Origin of the sequence: Neobacillus sp. 204 (genome assembly GCF_046562815.1) — a bacterium.
In the GTDB taxonomy this organism is placed as follows: domain Bacteria; phylum Bacillota; class Bacilli; order Bacillales; family Cytobacillaceae; genus Neobacillus.
This window is the reverse complement of record NZ_JBJORY010000002.1, coordinates 531,125-546,582: the sequence shown is the minus strand read 5'-3', so window position 1 is coordinate 546,582 and position 15,458 is coordinate 531,125. Positions and strand designations below refer to the sequence as shown.

13 protein-coding genes are annotated in these 15,458 nt (G+C 39.6%); 11 read left to right on the top strand and 2 right to left on the bottom strand.

The genetic code is table 11. From position 1 onward, the window contains the following. Window positions 1-63: 63 nt before the first annotated feature. From ACJ004_RS06745 to cysI, 10 genes are all read left to right on the top strand, one after another. Window positions 64-384, top strand: a complete 321-nt coding sequence (locus ACJ004_RS06745) for a PTS sugar transporter subunit IIA (protein WP_410891989.1) — start codon at window positions 64-66, stop codon at window positions 382-384. Between the two features lie 19 nt (window positions 385-403). Next, the gene (locus ACJ004_RS06740; protein ID WP_410891988.1) at window positions 404-1,723 is read left to right on the top strand and encodes a 6-phospho-beta-glucosidase; all 1,320 of its coding nucleotides are present in this window, start codon (window positions 404-406) and stop codon (window positions 1,721-1,723) included. Window positions 1,724-1,777: 54 nt separating this feature from the next. Next, entirely contained in the window at window positions 1,778-2,485 is a 708-nt protein-coding gene (chbG, locus tag ACJ004_RS06735; protein ID WP_410891987.1) for a chitin disaccharide deacetylase, read from the top strand. Window positions 2,486-2,847: 362 nt separating this feature from the next. After that, window positions 2,848-3,075 (top strand): hypothetical protein, encoded by a 228-nt coding sequence (locus ACJ004_RS06730; RefSeq protein ID WP_410891986.1) that lies wholly within the window; start codon window positions 2,848-2,850, stop codon window positions 3,073-3,075. Between the two features lie 163 nt (window positions 3,076-3,238). Beyond that, window positions 3,239-5,842, top strand: coding sequence for a bifunctional acetaldehyde-CoA/alcohol dehydrogenase (gene adhE, locus ACJ004_RS06725; protein ID WP_410891985.1), 2,604 nt, complete (start codon window positions 3,239-3,241; stop codon window positions 5,840-5,842). A 270-nt stretch (window positions 5,843-6,112) separates the two neighbouring features. Next, window positions 6,113-6,640, top strand: coding sequence for a hypoxanthine phosphoribosyltransferase (gene hpt, locus ACJ004_RS06720; RefSeq protein ID WP_410891983.1), 528 nt, complete (start codon window positions 6,113-6,115; stop codon window positions 6,638-6,640). A gap of 67 nt (window positions 6,641-6,707) precedes the next feature. Beyond that, window positions 6,708-7,211, top strand: a complete 504-nt coding sequence (locus tag ACJ004_RS06715; protein ID WP_410891982.1) for a DinB family protein — start codon at window positions 6,708-6,710, stop codon at window positions 7,209-7,211. 464 nt (window positions 7,212-7,675) lie between these two features. Beyond that, window positions 7,676-8,824, top strand: a complete 1,149-nt coding sequence (ftsZ, locus tag ACJ004_RS06710; protein ID WP_410891981.1) for a cell division protein FtsZ — start codon at window positions 7,676-7,678, stop codon at window positions 8,822-8,824. 319 nt (window positions 8,825-9,143) lie between these two features. Then, window positions 9,144-10,964 (top strand): assimilatory sulfite reductase (NADPH) flavoprotein subunit, encoded by a 1,821-nt coding sequence (locus tag ACJ004_RS06705; protein WP_410891980.1) that lies wholly within the window; start codon window positions 9,144-9,146, stop codon window positions 10,962-10,964. Between the two features lie 24 nt (window positions 10,965-10,988). After that, window positions 10,989-12,707 (top strand): assimilatory sulfite reductase (NADPH) hemoprotein subunit, encoded by a 1,719-nt coding sequence (cysI, locus tag ACJ004_RS06700; RefSeq protein ID WP_410891979.1) that lies wholly within the window; start codon window positions 10,989-10,991, stop codon window positions 12,705-12,707. Between the two features lie 150 nt (window positions 12,708-12,857). Here cysI and ACJ004_RS06695 read toward each other — a convergent pair whose 3' ends face one another. After that, complete coding sequence (locus ACJ004_RS06695) at window positions 12,858-13,307, bottom strand: S1 domain-containing RNA-binding protein (protein WP_218347309.1); 450 nt, start codon at window positions 13,305-13,307, stop codon at window positions 12,858-12,860. A 337-nt stretch (window positions 13,308-13,644) separates the two neighbouring features. Here ACJ004_RS06695 and ACJ004_RS06690 point away from each other — a divergent pair, with 337 nt between their 5' ends. Then, a complete protein-coding gene (locus ACJ004_RS06690; protein ID WP_410891978.1) occupies window positions 13,645-14,628 on the top strand; it encodes a proline dehydrogenase family protein in 984 nt (327 codons plus the stop codon). Between the two features lie 155 nt (window positions 14,629-14,783). Here ACJ004_RS06690 and ACJ004_RS06685 read toward each other — a convergent pair whose 3' ends face one another. Continuing rightward, on the bottom strand, window positions 14,784-15,209 hold the full coding sequence (locus ACJ004_RS06685; RefSeq protein ID WP_410891977.1) for a hypothetical protein: 426 nt from the start codon (window positions 15,207-15,209) through the stop codon (window positions 14,784-14,786). Window positions 15,210-15,458 lie beyond the last annotated feature (249 nt).

Sequence of the window (15,458 nt, the reverse complement as noted above, 5' to 3'; positions counted from 1 at the left end):
TAGAATACAAGAGCTTGCCTTCTGGCAAGCTCTTGGCATGTATCTTAGGTGGGGGGGAACTAGATGACGAAAGAAGAATTGTACCAACTTTCATTTCGATTGATTTTACACAGTGGAAACGCCAGAAGTCTCGCCATGGAGGCGATATATACAGCCAAAGAAAAAAACTTCTCTTCTGCACTTGAGAAACTTACAGAGGCAGACAGTGAAATCATCAATGCGCATCGCTTTCAAACACAATTGATTCAAGCGGAAGCGGAAGGCAAGGATTTCGACATACCGATTATTTTGGTCCACGCACAGGATCATTTAATGACAGCAATCACATTAATAGATTTAGCAAGAGAGATTATTGAAATTCGTCAAGAAATGAACAATCAATAAAGTGGGAGGCTCATAGAAATTGACTAAATCGATTAAAATTACCACAATTGGCGGTGGATCGAGTTATACCCCTGAGCTGGTCGAAGGATTTATCAAACGGTACGATGAACTTCCGTTACGTGAACTTTGGCTCGTGGACATCGAAGAAGGAAAAGAGAAATTAGAAATTGTTGGAAGTCTAGCAAAGCGGATGTTTCAAAAAGCAGGACTTCCTGTCGAAGTTCATTTAACACTCGATCGAAGGGAAGCATTAAAAGATGCAGATTTTGTGACCACCCAGTTCCGCGTGGGGCTCCTAGACGCAAGGGCAAAAGATGAAAGAATCCCATTAAAGTATGGAGTTCTTGGCCAAGAAACCAATGGTCCGGGCGGTCTATTTAAAGGTCTTCGCACGATACCTGTCATCTTGGATATTGTCAAAGATATGAAGGAATTATGCCCTGAAGCGTGGCTGGTTAACTTTACGAATCCAGCAGGGATGGTGACTGAAGCGGTTCTTCGGTATAGTGACCATCGGAAAGTAGTTGGACTATGCAATGTTCCTATTGGTATGGAAATGGGGATTGCTAAACTGCTAAAAGTCGAACATTCCCGCGTCCGCATTGATTTTGCTGGATTAAATCATATGGTTTATGGATTAGATGTATTCGTGGATGGTGTCAGTGTAAAAGACCAAGTCATCGAATTTTTAACAAATCCTGAGAATTCTAGTTTTGTAAAGAATATTCAAGGGCAGGGCTGGGAGCCTGAATTTATCCGGGCCTTAGGGGTTCTTCCATGTCCCTATCACAATTATTATTACAAAAGTCGTGAAATGGTCGAAAAAGACATTAAACATGCGGAAACGGTCGGGACACGCGCGGAAGTGGTGAAAAAGTTAGAAGAGGATCTCTTTGAACTCTACAAGGATCCCAATCTTTCGATTAAGCCTCCACAACTCGAAAAACGCGGGGGCGCATATTATAGTGATGCCGCTGTCCGTTTGATATCTTCTATTTATAATGATAAAGGGGACATTCAACCCGTTAATACGTTAAATAATGGTTCAATTGCGAGCATTCCAAATGATTCTGCCGTTGAGGTTAGCTGTATCATTACAAAAGAGGGTCCAAAGCCACTCGTGATGGGCGACCTTCCTGTTCCAGTTCGAGGGCTTGTACAACAAATTAAATCATTTGAACGGGTCGCAGCGGAAGCGGCTGTAACGGGTGATTATAACCTAGCAATCCTTGCCTTAGCGATTAATCCTTTGGTTGCCTCTGATACGATAGCGAAACAAATTGTCGACGAGATGCTAGAAGCTCATAAGAAATATTTACCTCAGTTTTTTAAAAATTGACAGAAAGGCAGTGAATCAGCTGTCTTTTCTCTGGTTAACGAGGAGGTTAAAAGCTTGATAAAATTAATTGTGAATGCGGATGATTTTGGATATTCCAGAGGAATTAATTATGGCATTATTGATGCACATAAACATGGAATTGTTAATTCCGCTACGATGATGATGAACATGCCGGGAGTAACGCATGCAGTGGAATTGGCAAAAGCAAATCCTAGACTTCAAGTCGGGGTTCACCTGGTGCTCACATGCGGGAAACCGCTTTTAACAGACGTTCCATCGCTAGTTAACGAGATTGGCAGTTTCAAAAGACTTTCTGAACTCAAAGGTCAACGAGTAATCTCACTTAACGAACTTGCAAGAGAATGGAGTGCACAAATCGAAAGGTTTCTAGAAACAGGGCTTACTCCGACCCATTTTGACAGCCATCATCATGTCCACACCATTCCAGAATTTTTACCAGTGGTGCAAATGCTGGCCAAAAAATATAACTTAAGTGCAAGACGATTAGCAGAAGATGCAGTAGAAGGTGTCGCTTCATTCTCAGATGTGTTTTTACATGATTTTTATGGTGAAGGCGCGACCTACGATTATTTTGAAAAGGTGGTAACCCATGTTCAGGATGGGCAAACGGTCGAAGTGATGTGCCATCCAGGTTATCTGGATCTCGAGATCTTGAATGGTTCTTCTTATGCAGTGGAACGTGTAAAAGAGACGGACATCCTAACTTCGGTTAAACCTCCAAAAGGGATTGAATTGATGTAGATACTTTTAAATGTCCGAGATATGGTTTCGTGAAGGGCTATAATAAGAAAGAGGGCTCTTAATTGACTGGACCCCAGTTTATTATAAAATTACGGTCACTTAGAGCCTGTTTACTAAACCGAAAGTATACAAACTCCTATTAAATATTATTCTAATATAGCAATAAATTGTAAACGCTTTCAAACATGAAAGTATTTCATCCAACTTATGACAATAGAATCATTTGTAATCATTACTATATAATGAAATTGTACTATTTCCAGTAAAAGTAACCATAATTCACACTTTGTTCAATACTTCACAAACTATTATCCGAATTTCATGTTATGATAATTTCATAAACAAACAAGGAGTGATCAGACATGATGGTTTGTGAATGGAAAATCTTCTCTACAGATTCTGAAACTTATACCCTAGAAACATTCGAAGAAGCAGTTGGGGACGAATTTGAGGCAATGTATTTTAAAGAAAATGAAGAAATTCCCTCCTATATCTGGACCGTAAATTACGTGATCGCCGTTAAAAAGTATTCAAAAGTTCTAACAGACATTTTATTTGAAAAGATTCCCCGCAATCCAGTTTGTGAATAACCAGTTGTAAAAGAATCAAAGACGAAAATCATTTTTTTTAAACAATTATGTGAAATTATTCACAAAAAACCGACATCCAGAGAAAAATACCAGCTTGAACGTTTATTTTTTCTAACAATTTGTGAAATGTATCACAAACATTTAAACAAACGGAGGTATTACGATGGCAGTAGTAGAAAAGGCAGTTAAAGAAAAGCAAAATGTAACGAAGATGGTTAATGGGTTAGTGGAAAATGGTCTAAAAGCATTGGATGAATTCCGTAACTTTGACCAAGACATGATAAATGAAATTGTCAAAGAAATGGCCTTAGCGGGTCTTGACCAGCATATGCCGCTTGCGAAATTAGCCGTTGAAGAAACAGGAAGAGGCGTATACGAAGATAAAATCATCAAAAACATGTTTGCTACTGAATATGTTTATCATAATATTAAATATGATAAAACCGTTGGGATCATTAACGAAAATGAACATGAAGGAATGATTGAAATTGCGGAACCAGTGGGGGTTATTGCGGGTGTAACACCAGTAACCAACCCAACATCGACCACGATGTTTAAAGCACTCATTTCAATAAAGACAAGAAACCCAATCATTTTTGCTTTCCATCCATCCGCACAAAAATGCAGTAGTGAAGCAGCAAGAGTGCTTAGAGAAGCAGCAATTAAGGCGGGAGCCCCAGAAAATTGCATCCAATGGATCGAAACACCATCTCTAGAAGCAACCCAAGCCTTGATGAATCATTCCAGAATTTCATTGATTCTTGCCACAGGCGGAGCAGGGATGGTTAAATCTGCATACAGCTCAGGTAAGCCCGCTCTAGGCGTAGGACCAGGAAATGTCCCATGCTACATTGAAAAAACGGCGAATCTTCATCAAGCAGTGAATGACTTAATTTTATCAAAGACCTTTGACAATGGGATGATTTGTGCATCTGAACAAGCGGTCATCATTGATAAAGAAATTTACGACAATGTAAAACAAGAAATGATTGCTAATAATTGTTATTTCTTAAATGAAGAAGAAAAAGCAAAAGTGGAAAAATTAGTCATTAATGAACAGTCCTGTGCGGTAAACCCCGCTATTGTTGGGATGGCTGCCTCTAAAATAGCGGAGTTGGCAGGAGTAAAGGTACCAGACCATACAAAGATCCTTGTCGCTGAGATAAAAGGTGTCGGACCAGGCTACCCGCTTTCCAGGGAAAAATTAAGCCCTGTGCTTGCTTGTTACAAGGTAAACAGTCTTGACGAAGGACTAAGACGAGCAGAAGAAATGCTGGAGTTCGGAGGATTAGGTCACTCAGCTGTTATTCACACCACTGACCAAACTGTAATTAAAAAGTTTGGCCTGCGGATGAGAGCTGGACGTATTATTGTCAATGCTCCTTCTTCACAAGGTGCGATTGGTGATATTTATAATGCCTATATGCCGTCATTGACACTCGGTTGTGGAACATATGGTGGAAACTCTGTCTCTACGAACGTAGGTACCATTCATTTAATTAATATTAAAAAAGTAGCCAAAAGGAATGTAAATATGCAGTGGTTTAAAGTCCCATCAAAGATTTACTTTGAAAAGAATTCTACGCAGTACTTAGCAAAAATGCCGAAGGTCTCCAAAGCATTTATTGTTACTGACCCTGGAATGGTGAAATTAGGCTATGTAGATAGAGTATTATATTATTTAAGAAAACGTCCAGATTATGTGCACTGCGAAATCTTCTCAGAGGTAGAACCGGATCCCTCAATTGAAACGGTGATGAAGGGTGCAGAAATGATGGCAAACTTCCAGCCTGATGTAATAATTGCTCTTGGCGGTGGTTCCGCAATGGATGCGGCTAAAGGAATGTGGTTGTTCTACGAACATCCAGATACAGAATTCTTTGGCTTAAAACAAAAATTCTTAGATATTCGAAAAAGAATTGTTAAATATCCAAATCTCGGACAAAGGGCACAATTTGTGGCTATTCCGACGACTTCTGGAACAGGCTCGGAAGTCACCTCATTCGCAGTAATTACTGATAAAGAAGCAAATATTAAATATCCGCTTGCTGATTATGAATTGACTCCTGACGTTGCCATTATCGATCCGCAGTTTGTGATGACGGTGCCTAAACATATTACCGCCGATACAGGGTTGGATGTATTGACGCACGCAATTGAAGCTTATGTCTCTTGTATGGCGAATGATTTTACAGACGGCCTTGCCATTAAAGCCATCCAGCTCGTATTTGAGTACCTGCCACGAGCCTACAAAAATGGTCAGGATGAGGAAGCGCGTGAAAAGGTTCATAATGCTTCAACTATTGCCGGCATGGCGTTTGCAAATGCATTTTTAGGCATAAACCATAGTCTAGCACATAAGTTAGGCGCCGAATTCCATATTGCACACGGCCGGGCAAATGCTGTGCTGATGCCGCATGTGATACGCTATAATGCCACCAAGCCAAAGAAATTTACAGCTTTTCCGAAGTACAACCATTTCAAAGCTGACAAACGTTACGCTGAAATCGCTAGAATACTAGGTTTACCTGCAAGTACCACTGAGGAAGGTGTAGAAAGTCTAGTTCAAGCAATTATTAAACTAGCGAAAGAACTTGAAGTTCCAATGAGTCTTGAAGCAAATAATATAAATAAAGTTGAGTTCGAAAGCAAGGTTGACTATCTAGCGGATCGGGCATTTGAAGATCAATGTACAACAGCAAATCCTAAACTTCCATTAGTAACTGAATTAGCTGAAATTTACCGTAAAGCTTTTAAAGGTGTATAATAATCTCTGCCAATACGAAAAATCAAACTAATTGGTTTTTCGTATTGGCTTTTTATTTTTTGGCTGTGTTAGACTGGTCTGTTGATTTCCGCTCCAGGCGCTTCGCTTTCCGCGGGCGTTGCGGGGAGCCTCCTCGGCGCTTTTAGCGCCTGCGGGGTCTCCCCTGCCCCGTACTCCCGCAGGAGTCTTCGCACCATCCGCTCCAATCAACAGAGTGGAAATATCAACAATAACCTTTAACAATGCCTATTTTAGAAGAGGGTGGATTTTGTGGCTTATAGAATTAAAGATGTGATGATTTCTGAAACAGATATTAAAGACAGAGTGAAGAAATTAGCGGAGCAAATTGAAAATGATTTTAATAATGAAGCAATTGTACTCATTGTTGTTCTTAAAGGATCGTTTATCTTCGCTGCTGATTTGATGCGTGAGTTGAAGGGGAATATAAAAATTGATTTCATCTCAGTATCCAGCTATGGGGATGAAACAGAGTCTACAGGGAAAGTAAGGTTATTAAAGGACCTAGATGCGAATATTACCGATCAGAATGTCCTCGTTGTTGAGGATATTATTGACAGTGGTCTTACATTGCATTTCTTGCGCGGGCATTTGCAAGCACATAAACCGAAACAAATAAAAATTTGCACGCTATTAGACAAGCCTGAAAGAAGAAAAGTCGAATTGCCTGTAGATTATGTAGGCTTTGTAATTCCGGATGAATTCATTGTCGGCTACGGGATTGATTATGCGCAAATGTATAGAAATTTACCACATATTTCAACAGTAGAGGAGTATTAATTTCGCTATTTATCTCAACAATGATATACTTTTACTGTTAAATTTATGAAAAATGGAGGCAAGAATTATGTATACTTCTATATCTGAATTTATTGCGGAATGGAATCAAGAAGCATCCACTACGCAAAAGGTGTTAGATGTTTTAACAGACCAATCTCTACAACAAGCGGTATCCCCAGATGACAGGACACTAGGGAGAATTGCGTGGCATGTAGTAGCAAGTACTCCAGGAATGCTTAACGAGTTTGGCGTAACTGTTGAAAATGTGGAGAATGGAGAAGTGGTACCAACCACAGCAAAAGCAATTGCTGACACGTTTCGCAAGGTAAGTGCTGACACCATTGACGCAGTAAAGCAGCAATGGACGGATGCATCCTTAAAAGAAATGAAAAATGTGTTTGGTATGGAAATGCCAAAAGGAGTGACACTCTCTCTTTTAATTAAACATATCATCCACCATCGCGGCCAAATGACAGTCTTAATGCGCCAAGCTGGATTGACTGTCCCTGGAGTATATGGTCCTGCACGAGAAGAATGGAGCCACATGGGGATGGAAGCTCCTGCATTATAAAAGTACATACTGTTTCCACTCAAGGACATTGAACTAGTTTGCTTTCTAATAACCAATCATCTTTCTAAAAAATACCCTTAATGCTGCATTAAGGGTATTTTTTTATTTAGAACCAAGCTAGTCCTCCCTATCATTATGCTAGCAATTTGATATCCATATGTTTATACTATCCTATCAATTGGCATTTTATCTATCAATAGATGTATTTCCAAAGAACTAATTAACAAATTGGTTTTATAAATTTAACATTTATGCTAAAACTTTCTACAAAATTCAACAAATTTATCTGAATTGAGTGTTAGCTTACTATATTAAATCTGCTATTATTTTGGTAAAATATGAATAGGAAAAAAATTATATACATACTACAAAAGATTATTTGTTAGGATTGCTAGACTATAAAAATCTAAGATTTTTTTAAATAGTGAGGCAAATAAATTAAACGGATGAGCAGGAGGAATAATATGTGGGATTTTGACATGGATATAGATCAAGTAGCAAGAATAAAAGTAATTGGTGTTGGCGGCGGCGGGAATAATGCGGTCAATCGGATGATTGAAGGCGGAGTACAAGGTGTCGAATTTATTGCTGTCAATACAGATGCGCAGGCTTTAAACCTATCAAAAGCAGAAATTAAAATGCAAATCGGGGCGCAGTTGACACGAGGATTAGGGGCTGGTGCTAATCCAGAAGTCGGCAGAAAAGCTGTTGAAGAGAGCAAAAGGCAGCTCGAGGATGTATTAAAAGGGGCAGATATGGTTTTCGTCACAGCTGGAATGGGCGGAGGAACTGGAACTGGTGCTGCACCTGCTATTGCTGAAATAGCCCGTGCGCTTGGTGCGCTTACCATTGGGGTTGTGACTCGTCCGTTTGGATTTGAAGGCCGTAAACGTGCCTCTAATGCAGCAAACGGAATTGAGTTAATGAGTCAAGCGGTAGACACCTTAATCATCGTTCCAAATGATCGCTTATTACAAATTGTTGATAAAAGAACGCCGATGATTGAAGCGTTCCGTGAAGCTGATAATGTTCTTCGCCAAGGTGTTCAAGGTATTTCTGACTTAATAGCTGTCCCTGGATTAATTAATCTAGACTTTGCAGACGTTAAGACAATTATGAGCAATCAAGGCACAGCGTTAATGGGCATTGGGATTGCAAAAGGGGATGGACGCGCGGTCGAGGCAGCTAAAAAGGCAATTTCGAGTCCATTATTAGAAACATCCATTGACGGTGCCCAAGGGATCCTTATGAATATTACAGGTGGTAAAGATTTAAGTCTTTATGAAGTCCAGGAGGCAGCGGATCTTGTCGCTTCTGCCGCGGATAAAGAATTAAATATGATTTTTGGTTCAATTATTAATGAGAATTTTAAAAATGAAATCATGATCACAGTTATCGCTACTGGCTTTGTTGATAAACTGGCTCGACCTATTAGCCCGGCTAAACCTATCCAAAAGGAAGGCCCGTCAAGAATACCATTACAATCCCAACCTAAACATGAACAGGTGATTCATGAAGAACCATCTCATACTCATGGAGATTATGGACAGGATGTAGAGGAATCAATCGACATACCGACATTTTTGCGTAACCGAAACAGAAGAAATAGATAATATATCCTAATATCTGGCGCAATGAGGACTGAGTAACGTGACAACAGCCAAGCATTAGAGAATGTCCCGACTCGATGCAACATTGCGCATTTTTTTTATTAAAAGGAAAAGTTAAAAAAATATCGCTTAGGTAAACGAGGATATTATCAGATTTTAATGGATTAAATCGTTAAAACCGACTTGACTTATAGGAATAGTAAAACTATTATTATATTAATCATTTTTTGACTGAAAAATATGTATTATAAGAAATCTTGAAAGAAGTCATGATAATTAAATGATCACAATAAGTTAATAATCCTTTGTGAGGTGGATTTTGGTGCAACTTCAAGTATTGAACAGTCCTTTTAATCAGGAGCAGGCAGAGCTTCTAAACCGTATTCTGCCTACTTTGACAGAATCACAAAAAGTCTGGCTGAGCGGTTTTTTAGCAGCAGCCCAATTTTCTTCGGTTTCGGGACCTGGAAATGTACAGGTATCTGAAATTACTGGAGCTAAAACAGCTTCGACCATTTCAAAAGATGTGACCATCCTTTATGGTTCACAGTCGGGTAATGCTCAAGGTCTTGCTAAGAAAACGGGCAAGAAGCTTGAGGCAGATGGTTATCAAGTAACAGTCTTATCAATGAGCGATTTTAAACCTAACAATTTGAAGAAGGTTGAAAACTTGCTGATTGTCGCAAGTACTCATGGAGAAGGCACCCCGCCGGATAATGCCCTGTCATTTCATGAGTTTCTACACGGTAAAAGGGCTCCGAAATTGGATCATCTGCGATTCTCCGTTTTGGCGTTGGGTGACAGCTCGTATGAGTTTTTCTGTCAAACAGGAAAAGATTTTGATAAACGCTTGGAGGAACTTGGTGGAACAAGGCTTTACCCGCGCTTTGACTGTGACTTGGACTACGATGAACCAGCATCTGAATGGCTTGCAGGTGTGCTTAGTAACTTAAAAATTACAGATGGAGCAAGCCAAGTTCCAGAACAGGAACAGGTAACACAGGTAGTCGAATCATCGTATTCAAGATCTAATCCGTTTAGAGCAGAAGTTCTTGAAAATATCAATCTGAACGGGCGCGGCTCGAATAAAGAAACGCACCACCTCGAGTTGTCGCTTGAAGGGTCTGGACTCACCTTTGAGCCTGGGGATAGTTTAGGCATCTACCCTGAAAATGATCCCGCACTTGTTCACTTACTATTGGAAGAAATGGGCTGGGATCCAGAACAAATGGTGACTGTAAATAAAAAAGGAGAGAGTCTCCCACTTAAAGATGCATTGACCTCTCACTTTGAAATTACGACGTTAACGAAGCCGTTGATTGAAAAGGCTGCACGCCTTTCAGCAAATGAGAATTTACAGGAACTTCTCGCACTTGGGAATGAAGAAAATTTAAAAACTTATATAGATGGACGTGACTTGTTTGATTTAGTCCGAGATTTTACCCCTTGGATTGGATCGGCGCAGGAGTTTGTCTCGATTCTTCGGAAAATGCCGTCCCGACTGTATTCAATTTCGAGCAGTTTATCGGCAAATCCTGAAGAAGTCCATTTGACAATCGGAGCGGTCCGTTATGAAGCACACGGACGCGAACGAAAAGGCGTTTGTTCGATCCAGGCAGCGGAACGATTGCAGCCTGGCGATACTGTGCCTGTGTATATTCAGCATAACGAAAACTTTAAGCTGCCAAAGAACCCAGATGCCCCAATCATTATGGTTGGTCCAGGGACAGGTGCAGCACCGTTTCGTTCCTTTATGCAAGAGCGTGAAGAATGTGGCGTGGAAGGGAAATCATGGTTATTCTTCGGAGACCAGCATTTCGTGACGGATTTCCTATATCAAACAGAATGGCAAAAGTGGCTTAAAAACGGTGTATTGACGAAAATGGATGTAGCTTTTTCACGTGATACAGCTGAAAAAGTATATGTCCAGCACCGCATGGTTGAAAATAGTAAAGTATTATTTGAATGGCTTGAAGAAGGTGCGTACCTATACATTTGTGGGGATGAAAAACATATGGCCCATGATGTTCATAACACGTTAATTGATATTATTGAAAAAGAAGGCGGCTTGAGCCGTGAAAAAGCGGTAGAATATATAGCCGAGATGCAGCAGCAAAAACGTTATCAGCGTGACGTATACTGATTTGGGATGGAAAGGAGTTTCACCATGGTTAATCAAATTTTAAAAGCGCCTGAAGGCCCGCCAAGTGATGTTGAAGGTATTAAAGAAAGAAGTAATTATTTGCGTGGGACACTTAAAGAAGTAATGTTAGACCGGATAACTTCCGGGATTCCTGAAGATGACAACCGTTTAATGAAACATCACGGCAGTTACTTACAAGATGATCGGGACGTCCGCAATGAGCGTGCCAAACAAAAACTTGAACCAGCATACCAGTTTATGCTTCGTGTCCGCTTACCAGGCGGGGTGGCTACACCTGAACAATGGCTCGTTATGGATGATCTTGCTCAAAAGAATGGTAATGGCACTTTAAAATTAACAACACGCCAGACATTTCAAATGCATGGAATTTTAAAGTGGAACATGAAAAATACGATTCAACAAATTCATTCCACTCTTTTAGATACGATTGCCGCTTGTGGAGATGTGAACCGGAATGTTTTGTGTACATCTAATCCGTATCAATCTGAAATCCACTCGGAAGTATATGGTTGGTCCAAAAAACTAAGTGATGACTTATTGCCAAGAACAAGAGCATATCATCAAGTATGGCTTGATGAAGAAGTGGTTGCAGGTACACCAGAAATTGAAGAAGTTGAACCAATGTACGGCCCGCTTTATTTGCCGCGTAAGTTTAAAATAGGAATTGCTGTCCCACCAGAAAATGATATTGATGTCTTTTCACAAGACCTAGGATTGATTGCCATTGTCGAGGCCGGAAAACTGATTGGTTTTAACGTCGCGATTGGCGGTGGAATGGGCAGTTCCCACGGGGATAAAGCTACCTATCCACAGCTTGCTAAGGTAATCGGATTCTGTAAGCCTGAGCAAATTTATGATGTTGCAGAGAAGACCATCACCATTCAGCGAGATTATGGGAATCGCTCTGTTAGAAAAAATGCTCGGTTTAAGTACACCGTTGACCGTCTTGGCCTTGAAACGGTTAAGGAAGAATTGGAACACCGTCTTGGCTGGAAACTGGAAGAGGCGAAGCCGTACCATTTCGACCATAACGGTGACCGTTATGGATGGGAAAAGGACGTAAAAGGTAAATGGCATTTAACGCTATTTATTCAAAACGGCCGAGTTGCAGATTTTGAAGACTATAAGCTGATGACTGCTTTACGTGAAATTGCCAAAGTTCATACGGGTGAATTCCGTTTGACTACCAATCAAAATTTGATCATTGCTAATGTATCATCACAGAAAAAGAAAGTAATTAACGAATTGGTTGAACAATATGGTTTGACCGATGGCAAGCATACATCGGCCCTTCGCCGCAGCTCTATGGCCTGTGTGGCCTTGCCAACCTGTGGATTAGCAATGGCTGAAGCAGAGCGCTATTTACCAGAACTGATTGATAAAATCGAGACGATCATCGATGAAAATGGCCTACGTGACAAAGAGATTACCATCCGGATGACAGGTTGTCCGAATGGGTGTGCTCGTCCGGGACTAGGTGAAATTGCTTTTATGGGTAAAGCCGTAGGGAAGTATAATATGTACCTTGGTGCTGCTTTTGATGGCAGCCGTCTAAATAAAATGTACCGAGAGAACATCGGCGAAGAAGAAATATTAAGTGAACTCCGTGTTTTACTTTCTCGCTATGCAAAAGAACGTGAAGATGGTGAGCACTTCGGTGATTTTGTCATTCGCGCTGGAATCATTAAAGCTACAACTGACGGTACCAATTTTCACGAATAATATTAATCCTAAAGAGACAGGAGGCATTCCTGTCTTTTTATTATGCAAGAAACAGGGTGTTCCAGAAAGAAACTGCGTAAAAAAGGCAAACATGTGCGATATGCCATGTTTGCCTTCGTGAATATATTTGAAGTATTTAAAAACGATGCGTTATCCGCGTCTTCCGCCTCTGCCGCCCCGTTTAGTTTCAGTGCTGCGCTTTAAGGTAGACAAATTCTCTTCACTAGACTTTAAAAATTTCGCAATTTTATCTTCGAAATTTTCCTTTGGTTTAAAATTGCTCTTTGAACGAAAATCTTTCGAACGGTTATCTACTCTTCCCTGACGTGGTGGACGTTGGGAATAAGACGAGGTTTGTCCTTCGGGCTTATCTATAGCTTTTTTGATGGACAAGGCAGTCTTTCCGTCCTTCTCACTAATTACTTTTACCTCAATTAGGTCGCCAACTTTAAGATGATCATTAACGTCTTTAACATAGCTGTCCGCTACCTCACTGATATGGACTAACCCTGTTGTTCCACCTGGCAATTCTACGAATGCCCCAAAACTAGTGATGCCTGTTACTTTACCTTGTACCTTAGTACCTACCTCGATTGACATAAAAAAATGTTCCTCCTCAATAATGTTAAAACCACTTTATTATAACAAATAAATAGGGTTAATATCAATAACACCTCAGAAAATATTATTTCATCTGAATTTTTTTAATGATGCATTTTAGTTAAGGTTTGAATTTTTCATTTTATTGTTATATCAATTTTAGTTTACAGTCGAAAATAGATATAATGTCAGTAGTCCTAACAAAATCCAAAACACACGAAAACCATCTATTTTGGAAAGTGTTGTCAGGCACTTTAAGTTGGAAAATTCGCAAAATAAATTTTATTGAAAGCGTATGCTATAATGATTGTAAAAACGACAGCAAGGGGTAATCGCTATGTTGAAAGACATTTTTATGGGTTTATCACAAAATCAATTTCTGAATAATACAGCTAAAAAATACGGATTAAAATTAGGTGCACAAAGTGTCGTAGCCGGAACAAATATACCCGAGGTAATCCAAAGTATTAAAGAGTTGAACGCACATGGAATTTCATGTACGGTCGATAATTTAGGGGAATTCGTTTTTAAAGAAGAAGAAGCCACTGAGGCGAAAGAACAAATTCTTAAGGTTATTGAGGCAATTCATGAGAGTAAAGTGGATGCACATATCTCCTTAAAACCGACGCAAGTAGGTTTAGATATTGACTATCAATTCTGTTTAAATAATGTAAGAGAAATTGTTGATAAAGCACATCAATATGATATTTTTGTCAATATTGATATGGAGGACTTTAAACACTTAGAACCAACCTTTAATTTATTGGACGACCTTTCGATGGAGTATAGTAATGTTGGTACAGTTATTCAATCCTATTTCCACAATGCACAAGAATATCTTGAAAGATATCAAAATTTCCGGATTCGTCTTGTCAAAGGTGCCTATAAAGAGTCAGCTGAAATTGCTTATCAAGATAAGCAGGATATTGATGCGAACTTTATTAAGATAGCTGAATGGCATCTGTTAAATGGAAAATTCACCTCTATAGCAACACATGACCATCGCATCATTAATCATATGAAAGAATTTGTAAAGAAGCACGATATTCCGAATGATAAATTCGAATTCCAAATGCTTTATGGTTTTAGAAAAGACATGCAGTTGCAACTGGCCAGTGAGGGCTACAACTTCTGTACGTACGTTCCTTTCGGCAATGATTGGTATGGTTATTTTATGAGACGTCTAGCCGAACGACCTCAAAACTTAAATCTTGTCGCCAAGCAAGTCTTTAACAAAAAAACGAATACAGTACTTGGTGTTGCAGCAGGGGCATTCTTATTAGGAAGATTGACTAAGGCTGACAAGAAAAAACGCCGCTAAGAAAATAAAACGCATACAAATGCTTAAACCTTCCATTAATCCTGATGGGAGGTTTTTTAGGTAGAATGAAAACCTGCGGTTATGGTGCCTGAACCCTTACAGAAGAAAAAAAAGGCACCTAGCCTTTGTTGGTTACTTTAGTAACCACAAAGGTGTTAGGCACCTGGCTTAACTGCATTATAGGAGAAATCGGTGTCGTCCCATTCAAAGATTCCTTCTTGAAGCTTGATTGTTGCATCGAATGGGCGGGTAATGGGAAAATCATTGTCTTGAGCTGTTTCATCAACGCTGTTTTTCTTTTGATCGATTAATTGCTTCTTGAGACGAAGCATGTCTAGCTTTGAAGCTATACGAATAATTTTATCTAAAGTTATCTTCTTTTCACTAATCCCATGGCTGTTACAAATGCTTGTTTGAAAACTCTTATTGTATTGAAGCATCATGTGTACATCATTAATACACGCTACGCCAAAAACCTCTTTTATAACGTCCTCATAGCGCAGCTGGGTGCCAGTTGCGAATTTAATGATCTTCTTTTCAGGATTCTCCAAGCAATAAACAGTTTCGATAAAATCTTCCATGAAAACACCCTTCCTAATAATTCTATTGTCGATACATGATAATGAATTTCATTGAGGCAATGATGGAGAAACGTAAGAACTTTTGAAATGATAAGGAGTTTTTCTTATTCGGTCACTCGCTAAAATATCAGTAAGTATTTATATTATATCATATTTTCACAATGCTTGCTGACTTAACTCGATGTATGTAGATATTTGTCGGAAAATATTGCACTTGAACAGTCCAGTGGGTAACAACGGGAATTTTGA

Coding starts and splice junctions, on each gene's coding strand:
- ACJ004_RS06745 (WP_410891989.1), top strand. CDS start 64: ATGACGAAAGAAGAATTGTACCAACTTTCATTTCGATTGATTTTACAC.
- ACJ004_RS06730 (WP_410891986.1), top strand. CDS start 2,848: ATGATGGTTTGTGAATGGAAAATCTTCTCTACAGATTCTGAAACTTAT.
- adhE (WP_410891985.1), top strand. CDS start 3,239: ATGGCAGTAGTAGAAAAGGCAGTTAAAGAAAAGCAAAATGTAACGAAG.
- ACJ004_RS06715 (WP_410891982.1), top strand. CDS start 6,708: ATGTATACTTCTATATCTGAATTTATTGCGGAATGGAATCAAGAAGCA.
- ftsZ (WP_410891981.1), top strand. CDS start 7,676: ATGTGGGATTTTGACATGGATATAGATCAAGTAGCAAGAATAAAAGTA.
- cysI (WP_410891979.1), top strand. CDS start 10,989: ATGGTTAATCAAATTTTAAAAGCGCCTGAAGGCCCGCCAAGTGATGTT.
- ACJ004_RS06695 (WP_218347309.1), bottom strand. CDS start 13,307: ATGTCAATCGAGGTAGGTACTAAGGTACAAGGTAAAGTAACAGGCATC.
- ACJ004_RS06690 (WP_410891978.1), top strand. CDS start 13,645: ATGTTGAAAGACATTTTTATGGGTTTATCACAAAATCAATTTCTGAAT.
- ACJ004_RS06685 (WP_410891977.1), bottom strand. CDS start 15,209: ATGGAAGATTTTATCGAAACTGTTTATTGCTTGGAGAATCCTGAAAAG.